Annotated in this window: 15 protein-coding genes; 10 read left to right on the forward strand and 5 right to left on the reverse strand. The window is 71.2% G+C overall.

What is annotated here, in order from left to right:
• The first annotated feature begins 164 nt into the window (after positions 1-164).
• The 3 genes from OHT21_RS24715 (at position 165) to OHT21_RS24725 (ending at position 3,121) form a co-directional block, all read left to right on the forward strand.
• Positions 165-974, forward strand: coding sequence for a transglycosylase SLT domain-containing protein (locus OHT21_RS24715; protein ID WP_328770517.1), 810 nt, complete (start codon positions 165-167; stop codon positions 972-974).
• Between the two features lie 24 nt (positions 975-998).
• Entirely contained in the window at positions 999-2,300 is a 1,302-nt protein-coding gene (locus OHT21_RS24720; protein WP_328770518.1) for a hypothetical protein, read from the forward strand.
• Positions 2,301-2,533: 233 nt separating this feature from the next.
• Positions 2,534-3,121 carry a sigma-70 family RNA polymerase sigma factor gene (locus tag OHT21_RS24725; RefSeq protein WP_328770519.1) on the forward strand — a complete coding sequence of 196 codons (588 nt, stop codon included), beginning with the start codon at positions 2,534-2,536 and terminating at the stop codon, positions 3,119-3,121.
• Between the two features lie 248 nt (positions 3,122-3,369).
• Here the strand turns inward: OHT21_RS24725 and OHT21_RS24730 are convergent, their stop codons facing one another.
• The 3 genes from OHT21_RS24730 to OHT21_RS24740 are packed head-to-tail and all read right to left on the reverse strand — an operon-like array spanning position 3,370 to position 6,373.
• The gene (locus tag OHT21_RS24730; protein WP_328770520.1) at positions 3,370-4,620 is read right to left on the reverse strand and encodes a hypothetical protein; all 1,251 of its coding nucleotides are present in this window, start codon (positions 4,618-4,620) and stop codon (positions 3,370-3,372) included.
• 14 nt (positions 4,621-4,634) lie between these two features.
• The gene (locus OHT21_RS24735) at positions 4,635-5,309 is read right to left on the reverse strand and encodes a hypothetical protein (protein ID WP_328770521.1); all 675 of its coding nucleotides are present in this window, start codon (positions 5,307-5,309) and stop codon (positions 4,635-4,637) included.
• The gene (locus OHT21_RS24740) at positions 5,306-6,373 is read right to left on the reverse strand and encodes an NlpC/P60 family protein (RefSeq protein WP_328770522.1); all 1,068 of its coding nucleotides are present in this window, start codon (positions 6,371-6,373) and stop codon (positions 5,306-5,308) included. The genes OHT21_RS24735 and OHT21_RS24740 overlap by 4 nt, the downstream gene beginning before the upstream one ends.
• 308 nt (positions 6,374-6,681) lie before the next feature.
• Here OHT21_RS24740 and OHT21_RS24745 point away from each other — a divergent pair, with 308 nt between their 5' ends.
• The 7 genes from OHT21_RS24745 (at position 6,682) to OHT21_RS24775 (ending at position 13,273) form a co-directional block, all read left to right on the forward strand.
• Entirely contained in the window at positions 6,682-7,155 is a 474-nt protein-coding gene (locus OHT21_RS24745; RefSeq protein ID WP_328770523.1) for a DUF6668 family protein, read from the forward strand.
• A gap of 11 nt (positions 7,156-7,166) precedes the next feature.
• Positions 7,167-7,496, forward strand: coding sequence for a hypothetical protein (locus tag OHT21_RS24750; protein WP_328770524.1), 330 nt, complete (start codon positions 7,167-7,169; stop codon positions 7,494-7,496).
• Between the two features lie 140 nt (positions 7,497-7,636).
• Positions 7,637-8,413: a hypothetical protein gene (locus OHT21_RS24755; protein ID WP_328770525.1), complete on the forward strand. Its 777-nt coding sequence runs from the start codon at positions 7,637-7,639 to the stop codon at positions 8,411-8,413.
• Positions 8,413-9,705: a hypothetical protein gene (locus OHT21_RS24760; RefSeq protein ID WP_328770526.1), complete on the forward strand. Its 1,293-nt coding sequence runs from the start codon at positions 8,413-8,415 to the stop codon at positions 9,703-9,705. Before OHT21_RS24755 ends, OHT21_RS24760 begins: the two co-directional genes overlap by 1 nt.
• Complete coding sequence (locus tag OHT21_RS24765) at positions 9,692-11,191, forward strand: SCO6880 family protein (RefSeq protein WP_328770527.1); 1,500 nt, start codon at positions 9,692-9,694, stop codon at positions 11,189-11,191. Before OHT21_RS24760 ends, OHT21_RS24765 begins: the two co-directional genes overlap by 14 nt.
• Positions 11,192-11,246: 55 nt before the next feature.
• Entirely contained in the window at positions 11,247-12,707 is a 1,461-nt protein-coding gene (locus OHT21_RS24770) for an ATP/GTP-binding protein (protein WP_328770528.1), read from the forward strand.
• A gap of 143 nt (positions 12,708-12,850) precedes the next feature.
• A complete protein-coding gene (locus OHT21_RS24775) occupies positions 12,851-13,273 on the forward strand; it encodes a hypothetical protein (RefSeq protein WP_328770529.1) in 423 nt (140 codons plus the stop codon).
• Positions 13,274-13,456: 183 nt separating this feature from the next.
• On the opposite strand, the gene OHT21_RS24780 is transcribed toward OHT21_RS24775, so the two are convergent.
• Both OHT21_RS24780 and OHT21_RS24785 read right to left on the reverse strand, forming a co-directional pair.
• Entirely contained in the window at positions 13,457-14,347 is an 891-nt protein-coding gene (locus OHT21_RS24780; RefSeq protein ID WP_328770530.1) for a cysteine/serine endopeptidase inhibitor, read from the reverse strand.
• A 412-nt stretch (positions 14,348-14,759) separates the two neighbouring features.
• Entirely contained in the window at positions 14,760-14,912 is a 153-nt protein-coding gene (locus OHT21_RS24785) for a hypothetical protein (RefSeq protein ID WP_328770531.1), read from the reverse strand.
• Positions 14,913-15,896 lie beyond the last annotated feature (984 nt).

Raw genomic sequence — 15,896 nt, forward strand, 5'->3', positions numbered from 1 at the left:
CGGCGACGGATCGATCCCGCTTTGAACTGATGCGCCGTCGTGTCCGTTGCGGCGTGCGGGCTCGCGGCGATCCGTCGGGCAGCCACTACGGGAAATCGGGTGACCTGGTTCAAGGCCTCCGGGGACCCATGTCGTGCAGGCGAACGCAAGGGGTGTGACTGGTCGTGAGCGCAAGTGGGGGCGGGGATGAGCAGGCCCAGAAGGACAAGACCAGGAACACCGTGCTCCTGGCCGGCATCGCCAGCGCGCCGCTCCTGGGGTGCCTCGCCTTCGTGCTCCTTCTGGTCCTCCTCATCGGGACGTTGGTCTCGCTCTTCCTCGGGTTTGTGTTCTGGCCGCTCATGCTCCTCTGCAAGATCAACCTCTTGCCCTGCGGCGATGACAGCGGCGGCGGCGAGGGCCTGAACAACGACCAGGTCGTTGCGGCATACGAGAGCGACGGAAAGGGCCAGCTGAACGCGAACACCGTGCCCTCGCAACATCTCTCGCTCGTCCAGGAAGCCGGGAGGGAGTGCACGCAGATCGGCGCCATCGTCATCGCGGCGCAGATCCAGCAGGAGTCCGGGTGGAACGAGAAGCTGGTCGGTCCCGACGGGGCCGAGGGCATCTCCCAAGTGCCCCCGGACAAGTTCGACGAGTTCGGCGAGGACGCGGACGACAACGACGAGACCTCGGCCCTGGACGCCGCGGACTCCATCAAGGCGCAGTCCAAGTACATGTGCTCGCTGGCCGAGGAGATCGACACGCTCATCGCCAACAACGAAGTCAAGGGGGACCGCCTGAACTTGACCCTGGCGGCGTACGAGACGGGCCTGGAGGCGGTCAAGCAGGCGAAGGGCGTACCGGACAACGACCGGGCGAGGAGCTACATCATCGGCGTCAGGTCGGGGTTCGCCCTGTACTCCAACTCCGTCGACATGCCCGGGGAGTCGGCGTACCCCTCTCTCAGCCCGCGGCCTACGCCCTCATCCTGACCAGCACAGCAAGGAGCCCACCAAGTGTTCGGCAAGCGCACCCGCAAGAACCTGGACGCACACCACGGCACGGAACCACGGCAACCGGCCCCCGACGAGGCGGTGGAGGTGCTGATTCGCCGTGACGGCAGTGCGCTCGTCAACGGCGCACCCTTCCCCGTACCGGACGGCGAACCCGTCCACGTCGCCGTGCTCGACGCGATGCACCGCGGCGCGCAGGCTCGGGGCGAGCCCGTGCAGGCGACGATCCTCGACCGTCAGGAGGGCTACGCCACCCGCGTCGAGGTCGCCCCCGACGGGTCGAGCCGGATCCTGCAGCACGAAAGACAGGAGGAACAGTGCGAGCCGGAGCCCGGGCCTGCCGCCGGGCCGCTCCTGGCCGAACTCCTGCCGGACGAACCGTTGGCCGGTTCGCCGTCGGTGGCGGGGGCCGGGCTGCCGTCGGCCCCCCGGCCGTCTCCGGCCGAGTCGCGGCCTGCTGTCGAGCCGTTCCCAGCCGGTCCTTCGTCGGCCGAGCCGCCGCTGTTCGGAGGCCCGTTGGCGGGTCCGCCGTCGGCCGCGGGGGACGGGCTTTCTCCGGGGTCCGAGCCCGTTCCGGCCGGTCCCTCGCTGGTCGAGCGGTCGTTGGCGGATTCGCCGCCGTCGGCGGCGGGAGTCGGGCTTTCTCCGGCGCCCGAGGAGCCCATTCCGTCCGAACTTCCATGGGCCGAGCGGTCGTTGGCGGATGTGCCGTCGGCCCCCGAGCCCGTTCCGGCCGGTCCTTCGTCGGCCGAACGGCCGTTGGCCGCACCGCCCTGGGCCACCGGGCCGTCCCCGGCCGGGCTCCCGCCCGCCGCCGCGGACACCCGGGTCCCGGCGGTCCCGGCCCAACTCTCCGAACTCGTCGCGCAGATCACCCGTGCCATGGACACCGGCAGCCTGGAACGCGCGGTGGCGCTCGCCTTCCGGCTGCGGGAGTACACCGCGCGCAGCTTCGGCGCCGAGCATCCGTGCACGCTCGAAGCGCGCGCCCTGGAGGCGTTCGCCGCGTACAGGAGCGGCAACCACCGCCTCGCGACGGCCACCTCCCTCAAACTCGCCCGGACCCGACACGAGTTGGGTGACCCCCGGGCACATGACGAACTGACGCGTGCGGTCGTCGCTTGGCGGCTGATCGACGACATACCGTCCGCCGTGGACCACGGACGGGCCCTGCTCGCCGTCTGGTCCGTACTCGCAGAACGGGGCGTTCGGTCCGCTCGGGACGAGACATTGATGCGCGGCGTCAATCGCCGTATGCACGCCCTCGCCGCTGCGGCGACCGCGCGCCAGACGGGTGCGGCCTGAGATAAAACGCGCAGGTCAACCGAGCAGCGGCGGCGGGAGCGCCCCAGCGCGGGCGCTCCCGCCGCCGCTGTACGTGGCCCTCCGCTTCGCCGGAACCCGCCGCTCCCGCCGTCAATCGAACGTCAACTCGACGTGGAACCCCGCTCGCAAGACTCCCGGTGAATCGAGGCCGCTGACCCCGGCCCCGAGACCTGATCTCTCGCCACGAGGTCACGGAACGAGGGAGTACGAACGTGAGCTGGACTGTAATGGGTTCCTCGGGAGCGGACAGCGCCCGGGAACGCGCTATGCGCACGCTCTACGACGAGCAGGGAAGTCCTCTGTACGCCTATGTGGTACGGCTGTTGGGAGGTGACCGGCACAGGGCCGAGGACGTGGTGCAGGAGACGCTGCTGCGCTGCTGGCGCACGCAGGACCTGGAGAACGGCCAGCCCCTGCGGCCGTGGCTGTTCAGGGTGGCCCGCAACCTCGTCGTCGACGAGTACCGCCTGCGGATGGCCCGCCCCCAGGAGGTCAACGGCAACGACTGGCTCGAGGACCTGCTGACGAAGTCGGACGGCGTCGACCGGTTGCTCTCCTCGATGATTCTCCAGGAGGCGTTCCAGAAGCTGTCGCCCAAGCACCGCGAGGTGCTGTACGAGACGTACTACACGGGCAGGTCGATGCGCGAGGCGGGCCTCGTGCTCGGTGTCCCGCCGGGCACCGTCAAGTCGCGCGTGCACCACGCGGTGCGGGCACTGCGCATGGCCATGGGCGTGGTCGAGGCCGCCGACGAGGAGGTCGGCGTCAGGCCCGCGTGGTCGTACACGTCCGCCGCATGACACAAGGCCGACGGGCCGCGGGAACACCAACTCCCGCGGCCCGTCAGTGTTTTCTCGACAGGTGCCGTCAGGGCGCGCGCCGTCAGGGGTGCGGGGCTGTATCAATTTGCGGCTCCGCCGCGATGGGGGTCCCCCGCTCGAGCGAAGCCGAGAGTGGGGAAGCGACCAGCCACAACGGACCCGCACCCGCCCACGCACCCAACCCACCACCTCCGCAGGCGCCCCACCCAACCGCCGGAGGCCAGGGCTCAGCCCGCCGTCGCCGCCCGGGTGTCCACCGCGGGCCGCTCCCAGGTCGGGAACGTACGGGTTCTCCGCGGCACGGGTGCCTCCGGCGCGGGGTGTTCCCGTGCCGTCGGCACGTTCGCGAGGCGGGCCTCTTCCAGCCACGTCCGGTGTTCCAGGGCGGCGTTGAGCGCCTCGCCGTCCTTGCCCGGGATCTGGCTGCGCAGGCGGATCACGGCGACCCCGGCGGACAGCGCGGTGTCGAGGTCGGTGATCTGCAGCCACAGCGTCTCGGCGCGGGCCGCCACCGCCTCGGCCCGCTCGCTGTCCCCCTGGTAGTGCCAGCGTTCGGCGACGTCGCGGTACAGCAGTACGCCGCCGAGGGCATCCCCGGCCAGGGCGGTGACCCGGGCCCGGACCTCGCGAATGCGCAGGGCGTCGGGGTCGGAGACCCCGAAGTGTTGCGCGGCCTGCCCGTCGAGCCGTGCGGCGAGCGCGGCGGCTCGGCCGACATGGCCCGCCTCGAGATACTCCCTGACCAGGGCCAGCTCCTGCGCCCCGGCATGCGCATCGGGCCCCGTCCGTGGGCCCCGTGCGGGCGCGATCCGGGCCGGGACGAGCGCGGCCGGTTGGGTGGTGGTGTGCGTGGTCGCTGCGGTCGGTTGAGTGGTTGTGCGTGCGGCGGCGGCGGCCGGTTGGGTGGTGGTGTGCGTGGTCGCTGCGGTCGGTCGGGTGGTTGTTCGTGCGGCGGCGGCCGGTTGGGTGGCTGTATGCACGGTGAGTGCGGCCGGTTGGGTGACCGGGTGCGCGGTGGGCGTGGCCGGCTCTGTGGCCCGACGCCTGGCGGGTGTGGCCGGTTCGGAGGCTGTATCGACGACGGGCGCCGCCGTCTCGATGGCCGTGGGCACGGCGGGCGCCGCTGATTCAGCGACCGCCCCCGCACGGCGCCCGGCTGCTCTCGCGGAACGCTTGTCGTGCCGTTTCTTCCCCGACTTTGCCCTTGATCCACCGCTGGGCAGCTCGCTCACCTCCCCGTCGGGTGAGATGGCCAGCTGAAACACGGTGCCGTCCGGCTCGGTCGCCTCGGCCCGCACAGGACGGCCCAGCCGGGCGGCCACCTCGGCGACCGCGTCGACGGCCGAAGCGCGGGTGGTATGCCCGGAGGCCGGCATCAGCGGACCGGAAGCGTCGACTCGGCCGTCGTCGTGCACGGTGAGGGCGTACACCGGCCACGCAGGCACTTCCGTGGACTCGGACTCGTTCGTCGCATGCATGAAGTTCCTCCGGGCTATTGGACGGTGACGTCGGCGACCCGCCACGCCTCGTCCGGTGCCGTGCGGGTGAGGCGCACAAACGCCACGACGGTGGTGGGCTCGCCCGCCCACCCGTCGCGGCCCTGAGGGGAGGTGGTGACGACCCACTGCCGCCATGCCTCGGTGTCGGTGTCAGCGGGCATCGCGGCGTCCTCGGCCTTCTCCAGCGTGACGATGGTGGAGGCGCGGTGCCCTACCCACTCCCGCCACTGGGCACCTGGAACCGAGCGGGGCCGGTGCTCGCGCACTCGCGCCGCGTACGCTTCGGTCAGCCAGCCCGCGTCCGCAGCGCGCACACTGGCGTCGCCGGGGCCGCTGTCGATGGTGGTGTCGAACGTCCACATCACCTTGAGCGCGCCCCAGCTGACCGCGTCGGCGTCCCTTTGGTCGGTGTCGCCGGGCCGGGTGACGCCTCCCCTGGGGGTGCCCCCAGAACCAGCCGGCAGGGGTGCGGCCCCGCGGGGGTCGTCCGGAGTCGGATACGGGCCGGTGCCGGTCGCGGCGGGAGCCGAGGACCTGGTGGGCGCACCCTGTTCGCCGCCGGAGCCGCACCCGCCCAGGGCGAGAGCGAGCGCGAGCACCGTCGCGGCCGCCGCGGTGGTGCCGTGCGTACGGGAGCGCGTATGGGAGGGCGTACGGGAGGGAGTCATCCGAGCCGCCTCACTTTCTGGGGCTTGTCGGCGTAGTAGGGCTCGTCGAGGCTGCTGATCTTGACCACGTCGCCGGTCTTCGGCGCGTGGATGAACTGACCCTGACCGATGTAGATGCCGATGTGGTCGTAGCTGCCGTTCAGGTTGAACCCGATCACGTCACCGGGCCGCATCTCGTCGCGCGGCACCGCTTCGCCCGCGGTGACCTGGAGTTGGGAGACGCGCGGCGGGAGTGTTTCGCCGTTGCTCGCGTGGTAGACCGCGTACTGGACGAGGCTGGAGCAGTCGAACCCGACCGTGTTCGCGCCCTGCGCGAACCCGCGTCCGGGGCCCTCCGGCCCGCCGCCGCCCCACGAGTACGGGGTGCCGAGCCACTTCCTGGCATGGGCCACCACCCGGTCGCCGAACGCGCCGCCGTTCTCGGCGTCGTCGGTGTTCCCGGCCGGTTCGCCGCCGGTGAAGCCGGCCATCGACGTGATGATCCGGGTGACGTAGGCCTGGGTCTCCGGGTACGGCGGCACGCCGCCGTATTCCTCCACCGCTCCGGGGCCCGCGTTGTAGGCGGCGAGCATCAGGCGTGTGGGGTCGCCGCCGAGATTCATCTCCTTGACCTTGCCCGCGAGCCAGCAGTCGTATCGGGCCTGGGTCATGATGGCGTCGCCCGGGGTGAACGGGTCGGCCACGCCGTCCGGTTCGGCACCGCTGTCCTTGCCGGCCGCGTCCACGCCCCATGTCGCCCAGGTGCCGGGTATGAACTGGCTCAGCCCTCGGGCGTCGGCAGGGCTCACCGCGGTGGGGTCCCAGCCCGACTCCGCCTGGATCTGCGCGGCCACCAACGGAGCGCTGGCCTCCGGGCACTGCTGGGCGGCCCGCTCGACCCACGGCACGAACTCGGCCGGGACGCGCTTGGCGTCGAGCGTGGTGGCGAACCCCGCGGGGGCGGCGTCCTCCTTCTGCTCCACGGCTCCCAGCACCGACAGGCCGACCAAGGAGCCGAGCAGCCCCAGGACGGCGCAGCCCGTCACCAGCATCGTCGATCTCGCCTGCGCGGTATGGCCGCTCATCTCCAACTCCCCAAAGAGACCCAGCGATTCGTAGGACATGCAATCCGAGACGTCACAACTCGCCTTATATGCCGCACTTCTGAAAAATCATCACTTGTGCCACAATGACAACTTATGTGTACTATCAGCTCGTTGCGTCAGTGATCGAAGGAGATGCCGTGGCGGGGGATGTACCGGTTGTCAATCCCTGGTTGCCGCAGTCGCGCCCTTCCGGGGGCAGCAACGGGAAACCTCGGCGAACGGTTCAGGGCGGGCAGGCCCGCGTGCCGACAGGCCTCACGGGGCCGGCGGTGCCGCAGGGTGCCGGAGTGCCGCGACCCGAGCGTGGGCTGCCCGTCGCCCGGGCGCGTCCGGGCGAGGAGCACGCATGGTGGTGGCTGGGCGTGCACGGCGGCGCGGGCGTCACCACGTTGAGGCGGGCCGTCCCCGGCGGCCGGGACGCGGGCCGCGCCTGGCCCGTGTCGGCGCAGTCCCAGCCGGTCGTACTCGTCGCCCGCTCCAGCGCGTACGGCATCAAGGCCGCGCAGAACGCCGCGCAGCAGTGGGCCTCCGGCATGGTCACCGGCATCGATCTGCTCGGCCTGGTCGTCGTCGCCGACGCTCCCGGCCGGCGCCCCAAGATCCTGCACAACCTGGTGCGGCTGGTCTCCGGCGCGGTCCCCCGGCTGTGGGAGATCCCGTGGGTGGAGCCCTGGCGGCTCGGCGAGCCGCCCACGTCGCATCTGCCCAAGGAGTGCGCGCCGCTGGCGCGCGACCTGACCCGACTCACCCGACCCGCGTAGGGAGAAGCACGTTGTCAAGCCTGCTGGCGGCCGCTCTGGACGCCTCACCGCACATAGCCCCTCTTGCGGACCTCGCCGCGCCGACCGCCGGGCCTTCGGGCGTGCCGGAGGTCGGCGGGGGAGAGGCGCCGCCCGGTGCCGACGGCCTGCTGAAGGTCCTCAAGTGGGTGGCCTGGAGCGTCACCGCGCTGTGCGTCGCGGGCCTCTTCGGCGTCGCCGCCAGGATGGCGGTCGACCACTCCAAGGGAGGCGGCCGTGAGCACGCCAGGGGACTCGGCTTCGTACTGGGGGCGTGCCTGCTCATCGGATCCGCCTCCGGAATCGTCGGAGCGCTCGTCTAGGCCGGTGTTCGTCTGGACCGGCGCGTTCGTCCAGGCGCCTCGGACCCGGCACCGATGAGGACTGACGACCCGTCACTACCTCTTGATCCGGCCAACCGGCCACCCGTCACCCGACAACCCACGAGGATGGGGGAAGGACCATGGCAGAGCCCGGCAACAGCGCGGCGGGCGGCGAGCCGCGCAGCCCGTGGCTGCGTACCGGCTTCGTCCTCGCCGCCGCGTTCATCGGCTTCGTCGCCGTCATCGGAGCGGCGGTCGCCTTCAGTTCGGACGGCTCCGGCAGGGGCGGCTCGAACGCGGCACACACGGCGGGGGATCCCGGAGTCCGCGCCGCGGAACCGCCACCGTCCGGGCCCCACGCCTCCGACGACGGTGGCGCCCCGTGCCCCGAACTGGCCGACAAGCAACAGGACGTGCCCACCTCCGCCCCGAAGGGCGTGACCTGGACCCTGTACCGCTCCGTCGCCCTCCCTGTCTCGAAGGCGGCGGGCCCGGCCGTGGCCGGGCAGGACATCGCGCGGTGCTATGCGCACACCCCCGTCGGCGCCCTCTTGGCCAGCAGCCAGATCAGCGTGCGCTACCTGGCCGCCGACGACTGGCTGAAGGTGACCCGCACACAGACCGTCGGCGCGGGCCGCGACGCCTACATCGCCGACCGGACCAAGGCGGAGCGGACGGCGCCCCCGGACGGGGAGGGCAGCACCTACGGACAGATCGCCGGATTCAAGTTCGTCACCTACAACGAGACCACCGCGGTGATCCAGACCGTGTGGCGGTTCCCGGACGGCCGTATGCAGGCCGCCACCACGACGGTGCTGTGGCAGGACGGCGACTGGCGGCTGGAGTACCCGGCCGCCCCGGCCGCTCCCACCCCGGTCGACTCCCTCGCCGGATACGCCGAGTGGGGAGGTGTGTGATGGCGGGCTGCGACTTCGGCTGGGTGTCCCCGACGATCGGCGGCTACTGCGTGGGCGACGGGGCGGGTACGGCCCCGAAGGACCTCGGTGACAACGCGTTCGACGACATCGCCGAGAGCGCCGCACAGGCGGCAAGCACCACCGTCAAGGCGCTCGGCAGCGCCTGGATGAACCTGGGCAGCCCCGACCTGAGCGACGACAGCGGCCCGGTGGCTTTCCTGCGCGGCTCCACGCTGTGGTTCACCTCCTTCGCCGCCGTACTGTGCCTGCTCGTCGCTGCCGGGCACATCGCCTGGCAGCGCCGCGGCGAGCCCGCCCGGCAAGCCCTTCAGGGGCTGCTCAACCTGGTGGTCGTCTCCTCGGCCGGGGTCGCCACGGTCAATCTGCTGACCGTGTCGGGTGACAAGTTCAGTGTCTGGATCATCGACAGGTCCACCGGCTGTCGGCAGATCAGTGCCACCGGCGAGCCGGTGGCGAGCTGCGTGGCCGAGTTCGACAAGCGCACCTCGGCCATGCTGGCGCTGGGCGAGACGGACTCGTCGTTCCTCGTCCTGATCATGTCCATGCTGGTGATCGCCGGCAGTGTGGCGCAGATCGCCCTGATGATCGTACGGATGGCCATGCTGGTGATCCTCACCGGCACGCTGCCCCTGTCGGCGGCGGCCAGCGGCACCGCCGGCGGCCGGGTCTGGTTCCGCAGGTCCGTGGGCTGGCTGCTGGCCTTCGTGCTGTACAAACCGGCCGCGGCCGTCGTGTACGCGGCAGCGTTCTCGATGACCGGCCAGACCCAGGACAACGACGTCGTCTCCATGGTCTCCGGGGTCGTACTGATCGTCCTGGCCTGCTTCACCCTGCCCGCGCTGATGCGGTTCGCCGCCCCGGTCGTCCAGGCGGCGGTATCCGGGACGGGCCGCGCGGCCAAGGCGTCCGCCGGTGCCGGCGGCCCGGCCGCGGCCACCGGGGCGCTGCCTGTTCCGCACCTGCGTGGCCTGGCCACCGGCCGGTCGGTGTCCGGGGCCGCCGTGAGCCCGGACGGGGCGGGAACGACCGGCGCGCGCACCGCCCCCGGCCCGGCAGCGAGCGGCCCGGCGCCCGCGCGAGGCGCCGACCGGGCACGCGGAGCACCGGACGGAGAGCACACCGCGACCAGTCCCACCCGGCCGGCACAGCCGACGGACCCGGCGGACGGCGAGCACACACACCCGTACGACCGGGAGGCGGCGGCCCCCGTTCCGGTGCCGGCCCGCCATCACACCGACGAGCAGCAGGAGAAGCCCCGTGGCAGCCACTGAAGCACCCACCCCCCGCACCTACGGCAACTTCCGCAAGCCCCGCACGTCCGGCCTGCGAGGCCTGTCCCTCGGGGCGACCATGCTGCTGTTCACCGGGCTGATCGCCGTCGTCCTGGCCACGCTGATCTCCGTATGGGCCGCGCTGGGTCTGGCGGTGGCGCTGGTGGTGGTCATGGCCCCGCTGGCGGTACGGGACAAGCACGGCCGCACGCTGATGCAGCGCGGCGCGGTCCGCCTGGCCTGGCGGCGCACCACGTCCTCCGGCGGAAACCTGTACCGCTCGGGTCCGCTGGGCCGGGCCGGCTACGGCACCTGCAAGCTGCCCGGCCTGGCCGCCGAATCCTCGCTGACGGAGGCGCGGGACGGCTACGGACGCCCGTTCGCCATGATCACGATCCCGTCGACCGGTCATCACACCGTCGTCATCTCCTGCGACGCGGACGGCGCCGCCCTCGTCAACGAGCAGCAGGTCGACACCTGGGTGGCCCACTGGGGCCAGTGGCTGTCCGCCCTGGGGGCCGAGCCGGGCCTCGTCGCCGCGAGCGTCACCGTGGAGACCGCCCCGGACTCCGGAGTCCGGCTCCAGCAGGAGATCGCCGCCAACGCCGTTGCCGAGGCTCCCCGCCTGGCCAGGTCGATGCTGCGGGAGGTGCTGTCCGCCTATCCCGCCGGTTCGGCGCAGATCGCCACGCGGATCGCGCTGACGTACTCGGGCGCGGCCCGCGCGGGCACACCCCGCCGCAGCGCCGAGGACATGGCCGTACACATCGGCGCCCGCCTGCCGGGCCTGACCGCCGGGCTTTCCATGACCGGCGCCGGAGCAGCCGTACCGATGACCGCCACCGAGCTCGCCGAGGCAGTGCGCGTCGCCTACGACCCGACCGTGGCGCCCCTCGTGGAAGAGGCGCGGGCCACCGGCGGCACCGGGCTGACCTGGGACCAGACCGGACCCATGGCGGCCCAGGAAGCCTGGGACCACTACCGGCACGACGGGGCGTTCAGCGTGACCTGGGCCATGACCGAGGCCCCGCAGGGCGAGGTCTTCTCCAACGTCCTGACCGGGCTCGTGCAGCCCAACCGCGACATCGCCCGCAAACGCGTCACGCTGCTGTACCGCCCGCACACCCGGGCCGAGGGAGCCCGCGTCGTCCAACAGGACTACAAGAACGCCCTGTTCAACGCCCAGCAGTCGCAGATCGGCCAGGCACGCGACGACGCGGAGGTGACCTCGGCGCGCAGGACCACCGAGGAACAGGCCCAGGGACATGGCGTGATCCGCTTCGGGCTGCTGGTCACGGCGACCGTCAGCTCCGCCGGGGAACTGGCGAAGGCGGCCGCGGCCGTGGACAACCTGGCACCCGCCGCCCGCATCGCGGTGCGACCCGTCTACGGCTCCCAGGCGGCGGCGTTCGCGGCGGCGCTGCCGCTGGGGCTGGTGCTGCCGCTGCATACGGCGTTGCCGCAGACCGTGCGGGACTCGATGTAGCGAAGGGCGCAGGGCGTAACAGAGGTCGGAGCAAACCGGAACAACGGAGGACTTGATGGCACGTACGACCAAGGAACCCCGCCAGGCGCGCCCAACGGCCCGTGGCTGGCCCGGCTCCGGCGGCGGCATGGTCGGCTACGTCGACCCCGCCCCGGAGTGGCGCGGCACCTCCGTGCAGGTCTGCGGGCTGTGGCCGTTCGGTGCCGGCGCAGGAACCCCCATGGTCGGGGTGCCGCTCGGCCGCGATCTCGATTCCGGGGCCACGGTGTGCTGCGACCCCGTGTCGTGGTTCACGCGCACGGGCCTGCTGGCGAACCCCTCGATGTTCGTCCTGGGCCGCCCCGGCCTCGGCAAGTCGACTGTCGTACGACGCATGGCACTCGGCCTGGCCGGCTACGGCGTCCACCCGCTGATCTTCGGCGACCTCAAGCCCGACTACGTGGACCTGATCCGGGCGATCGGCGGCCAGGTCATCAGCCTGGGCCGGGGCCGCGGCAACCTCAACGTCCTGGACCCCGGCGAATCGATCCAGGCCGCGGCCCGGCTCACCGGCGAAGCGCGCGGCCGGCTCCTCGCGGACATCCACGGCCGCCGCCTCCACATGGTGTCCGCGCTGGTGACCATCCTGCGCTCGGCACCGCCGACGGACCGGGAGGAGACGATCCTCTCGGCGGCGCTGAACGTCCTGGACGACCGCCACGGCCCGGACCGGGTACCGGTGCTCGGCGACCTCGTACAGGTCATCAAGGACGCCCCGGAGGCGGTGCGTTCGGTGGCGCTGGACCGCGGCGACATCACCCGCTACAGGGACATCACCGAGAACCTGGAGGCGTCGCTCACGGCCCTGCTGGGCGACGGGCGTCTGGGGGGCACCTTCGCCCGCCCGACGACTGAGGCGATGAAGCTCGACCGTCCTGTCTGCTTCGACATCAGCGGCATCGACGACAGCGAGGTTCTGCTACAGGCAGCGGCGCTGTTGTCCTGCTGGTCCTACGGCTTCGGCGCGGTCTCCGCGGCGCACGCGCTCGCGGACGCCGGACTGGAGCCGCAGCGCAACTACTTCCTCGTCATGGACGAGTTGTGGCGTGTCCTCCAGGCCGGTCGCGGCCTGGTCGACCGGGTCAACGCCCTCACCCGCCTGGACCGCCAGCGCGGCGTAGGCCACGCCATGATCACCCACACCCTCGACGACCTCCTCGCCCTGCCCAACGAGGAGGACCGCACCAAGGCCAAGGGCTTCGTCGAACGCGCGGGCATGGTGATCTGCGCGGGCCTGCCCCCGGCCGAAATGCCGCAGCTCTCCCAGGTCGTGGAGCTGACCGAACCGGAACAGCGCCTGCTGGTGGACTGGTCGACCCCGCCCGCCTGGGACGCCGCCCAGGGCCGCCGCGCCGACCCGCCCGGCCTCGGCAACTTCCTGATCAAGGTGGGAAGCCGTCCCGGGATACCTCTACATGTGGACCTGACGGCGGCGGAGCTGGAGGTCAACAACACCAACAAGAGGTGGAACAAGTAGCCGTATGCGGACGAGGCCCACGCGCGAGAACCGAACGGCGCCAAGATCCGTAGTGCCTGCTGACCCCCCACGACCGCCATCGGCGTGTTGAGTCGTGAACCAGAAGCCAATTTCCTTTTATGCGTAGGGTGATGGAAATGGGCATGATCAGGCGTTCTGCCGCTGCGGCCTCCGCCGTCCTCGCAGTGACCGCGATGATGGTCTCCTCGACGGGTTCCGCGTCCGCGGCGGAGACTCTTCCGGACGGCACCGTGCTCGTGTCGCATGAGGACGACGGCAGCACTGTGACGCTCCAGACGGGCCAGCAGCTCCGCGTATCTCTCCGGCCGGACCGGGCAGAGGAGGGTGTGACCTGGAAGTGGAGTGCGCCGTCCAGTTCGAACAGCAGCGTGCTGCAGCAGCTGGACGGGGCCGGCGGAGCCGAGGTGTCCACGGCGACCTTGCGGGGCCTTGAGCCGGGAACGGCGGTCGTCGGCGCTGAGGAGGGCTGCGAGGCCGACCCGGGGTCGGGGATCAGCTGCCCCTGCATCGCCATCACCTGGAAGATCACAGTCAACGTCGAGTAAGTCGGTGGTCACCGGTACCGGTAGCCACCAGTAGTCGGCGGCGGTCGCGGCGGGCGCTCACCGTACCCGCGCGAGACCGCCGCTCGCCGTTGACGGCCCGCTGAGCTGCGGGACAGCCGGACAGGCTGCCGCCACCTGGATGGAGGGGCGGAAGCCTGCGCCGGTTCCTTCGTGGTCGGTTGGTCAGCCGCAGGCGCCGTCGTCGTGCCACACGGCCCAGGAGGCCGGGTTGTCGGGTACGGCATCGGTGGAGTAGAAGGTCGCCCTGAACTTGTGGCCCGCGAAGGAGACCACGTCACCGGGGACGTACGACCGGGTGGAGCTCCACGCGGCCGGGCAGTCGCCGTTCTCTGCGCCGGTGCGGGCGATGGTTACGTGGATCCCGTTGGAGGCGGCGGACTCGTTCCCGGCCGCGTCCCGGGCTTTGACGGTGTAGTCGTGGGCGCTGTCCGCGGGCAAGTCGTTGAGCGTGGCGCTGGTGTCCGTGACCGTGGTGACCTTGCTGGAGCCGTCGTAGATGTCGTAACCGGTCACGCCGGCGTTGTCGTTGGAGGCGTCCCAGGCCAGCGACACGCTGGTCGGCGTCTGGCTGGCGGAGCGCAGGTTCGCTGGGGCGGACGGCGCCTGCGTGTCCCCGCCGCCACCGCCGCCGCTGCCGTTCCCGCCGTCGTTGACGAACTTCCAGGTGACGGGGACGACGCCGAGGTCCAGGTTGGGTTCCAGCTTCTGGAAGGCGGACTTACTCAGGTCGATCTGTTCCCGCGTGCACCCCATGCACTTGTCCTTGACCGGCAAGGTGAGCGTCTTGCCGTTGTAGGTGACCTCGATGGAAACGCCCTTGCAGAGGTTGTCATTGTTCGGGTTGGCGGAGGTGAACAACTCGTGGGAGACCGCGACGAGATCCTCGGTGACGGCGTTGATGCCGGGGCCGCACGCGCTCGGTCCCACGTCGTCGTACCAGGTCATCTTGCCGCTGGTGGTCTCGCTGACGGGGGCTGCGGACAAGTCCCGGCCGAGGCCGAAAACCGCGACCGCGACGGCGCCCAGCAGGGCACAGGCCAACAGGACCGTCATGACTGTTCTCTTCAGAGCATGCTGCATACGTCCTCCCCGGGACGGGTGAGATGGCGAACGGGACCAACCGCGCGTCGTATGCCGCGCGGCGACAGCGCAGACAAAACGGGGGGGGAACCCTTGCGCGGTTCAAAGCCCACCGACGTCGCCGAGCCTGGTCAGACGGAGTTCAGCCCCCCGGGGCCGCGCGCCGGCGCCGACGCGCATCGGGGTGGCCGGTGAGGGGCGCTGCGGCGTTCAGGCAGGTCACGCCATCGAAAAGCGGCAGTCAAGAGCTCACCGCCGCGGGCACTGTTCCCAGGACCTGCCACACGGCTGAGCAACCCGAACAACAAGCGGACGCCGCAACGACTGCACTTGTATGTCGCTCAGCCGTCCCAGGCCCATCTCGCGGATGAACGAGGCAACGTCGTCAAACCTTCGCCGACGCACGGTGGGTGGCAGATTCCGACGTCGCCTCGATGACGACCTCGCCGTCGACGGAGTGGCCGACCGTGGCGGTGTCAGGGCCGACTACTCGCTCATCGTGGCAGGCCCTGGCATTGGTGCCGGCATCGGCGCTCATCACCCAAAGCGGATTGCCCACGCGACCAACGCATACCCAGCGTCGGCCAGGCCGCAGAAAGGGGGTGTGGGCCGGCGGTTCGAGGCTGCCGGAAGGCTGGGGAAAGCCCAGGCCAGAAGGCTTCTGGCCTGGGCTTCTCGTTGCCGGTATCAGCCCGCGTACGGGCCGGTCCGTGGACTGCCCCGCGAGTTCCATGCCGGGGCTGTTCCCGGCCGGGCCCGTCGGGACTTTCACCTTCGGTTCATCGAGGCGGCGGCTTCGCCACCGAACCTCACCGGCCTCGGCCTGGGCTTGGGGCCCGCTGGGGGCCCCCGTTGCCACCTCCGTACCCGCCCCTATACCCGCCCCTATTTGTGGGTCCGGTCCCGTAGTAGGAGTTTCCACTGGCGTAGCTGACGGAGTTTGTGGTGTTTGTGGCGGGGTTTGTGGTGTTTGTGACGGAGGTTGTGCTGTAGGTGTAGGGGTAGGGATTTGTGGTGTTGGCGACGGGGGTTGTGCTGTAGGTGTAGGGGTTTGCGGTGTTGGTGGGGGCGTGGTTGCCCGCCGGTACCGTGTTCAGCGGGCGGGAAAAGTTCGGCCCCGGGTACCCCTGTGCTGGCGGGTACCCCTGTGCTGGCGGGTACCCCTGCCCCGGAAGGCTGTGGCCGGCTGGCAGTGTATTGCCAGGCGGCATCGTGGTCATCGGGATCGGCCGGGTGCTGTAAGGAAGGCTCTCTGTGGGCTGCCGCCCGGAAGCTGGTTGGCCATATGCGAGCGCACCGGTCGCCGTGCCAAGGTTATGTACCCCTTGATAGTCCAGCGCCCGGTTCGGGTCAGTGTTGGGGAGGTAGCTGATGCCGCCCATGACCGACGTGCCGGTGTGGATACCGGCGGCGACCGACCTCATCCAGTCCCCCCAGTTGCCGGTTTGAGCGGCGGACGCCGCGTACCGGACCATTCTCCTGGCTGCGCCACCCGCCTCCAGGGTGACGCCGGCCCCGGTGA

The organism is Streptomyces sp. NBC_00286 (genome assembly GCF_036173125.1).
In the GTDB taxonomy this organism is placed as follows: Bacteria; Actinomycetota; Actinomycetes; order Streptomycetales; family Streptomycetaceae; genus Streptomyces.

Coding starts and splice junctions, on each gene's coding strand:
- OHT21_RS24760 (WP_328770526.1), top strand. CDS start 8,413: ATGGCGGGCTGCGACTTCGGCTGGGTGTCCCCGACGATCGGCGGCTAC.
- OHT21_RS24770 (WP_328770528.1), top strand. CDS start 11,247: ATGGCACGTACGACCAAGGAACCCCGCCAGGCGCGCCCAACGGCCCGT.
- OHT21_RS24740 (WP_328770522.1), bottom strand. CDS start 6,373: ATGAGCGGCCATACCGCGCAGGCGAGATCGACGATGCTGGTGACGGGC.
- OHT21_RS24755 (WP_328770525.1), top strand. CDS start 7,637: ATGGCAGAGCCCGGCAACAGCGCGGCGGGCGGCGAGCCGCGCAGCCCG.
- OHT21_RS24775 (WP_328770529.1), top strand. CDS start 12,851: ATGATCAGGCGTTCTGCCGCTGCGGCCTCCGCCGTCCTCGCAGTGACC.
- OHT21_RS24735 (WP_328770521.1), bottom strand. CDS start 5,309: ATGACTCCCTCCCGTACGCCCTCCCATACGCGCTCCCGTACGCACGGC.
- OHT21_RS24785 (WP_328770531.1), bottom strand. CDS start 14,912: ATGAGCGCCGATGCCGGCACCAATGCCAGGGCCTGCCACGATGAGCGA.
- OHT21_RS24730 (WP_328770520.1), bottom strand. CDS start 4,620: ATGCATGCGACGAACGAGTCCGAGTCCACGGAAGTGCCTGCGTGGCCG.
- OHT21_RS24780 (WP_328770530.1), bottom strand. CDS start 14,347: ATGACGGTCCTGTTGGCCTGTGCCCTGCTGGGCGCCGTCGCGGTCGCG.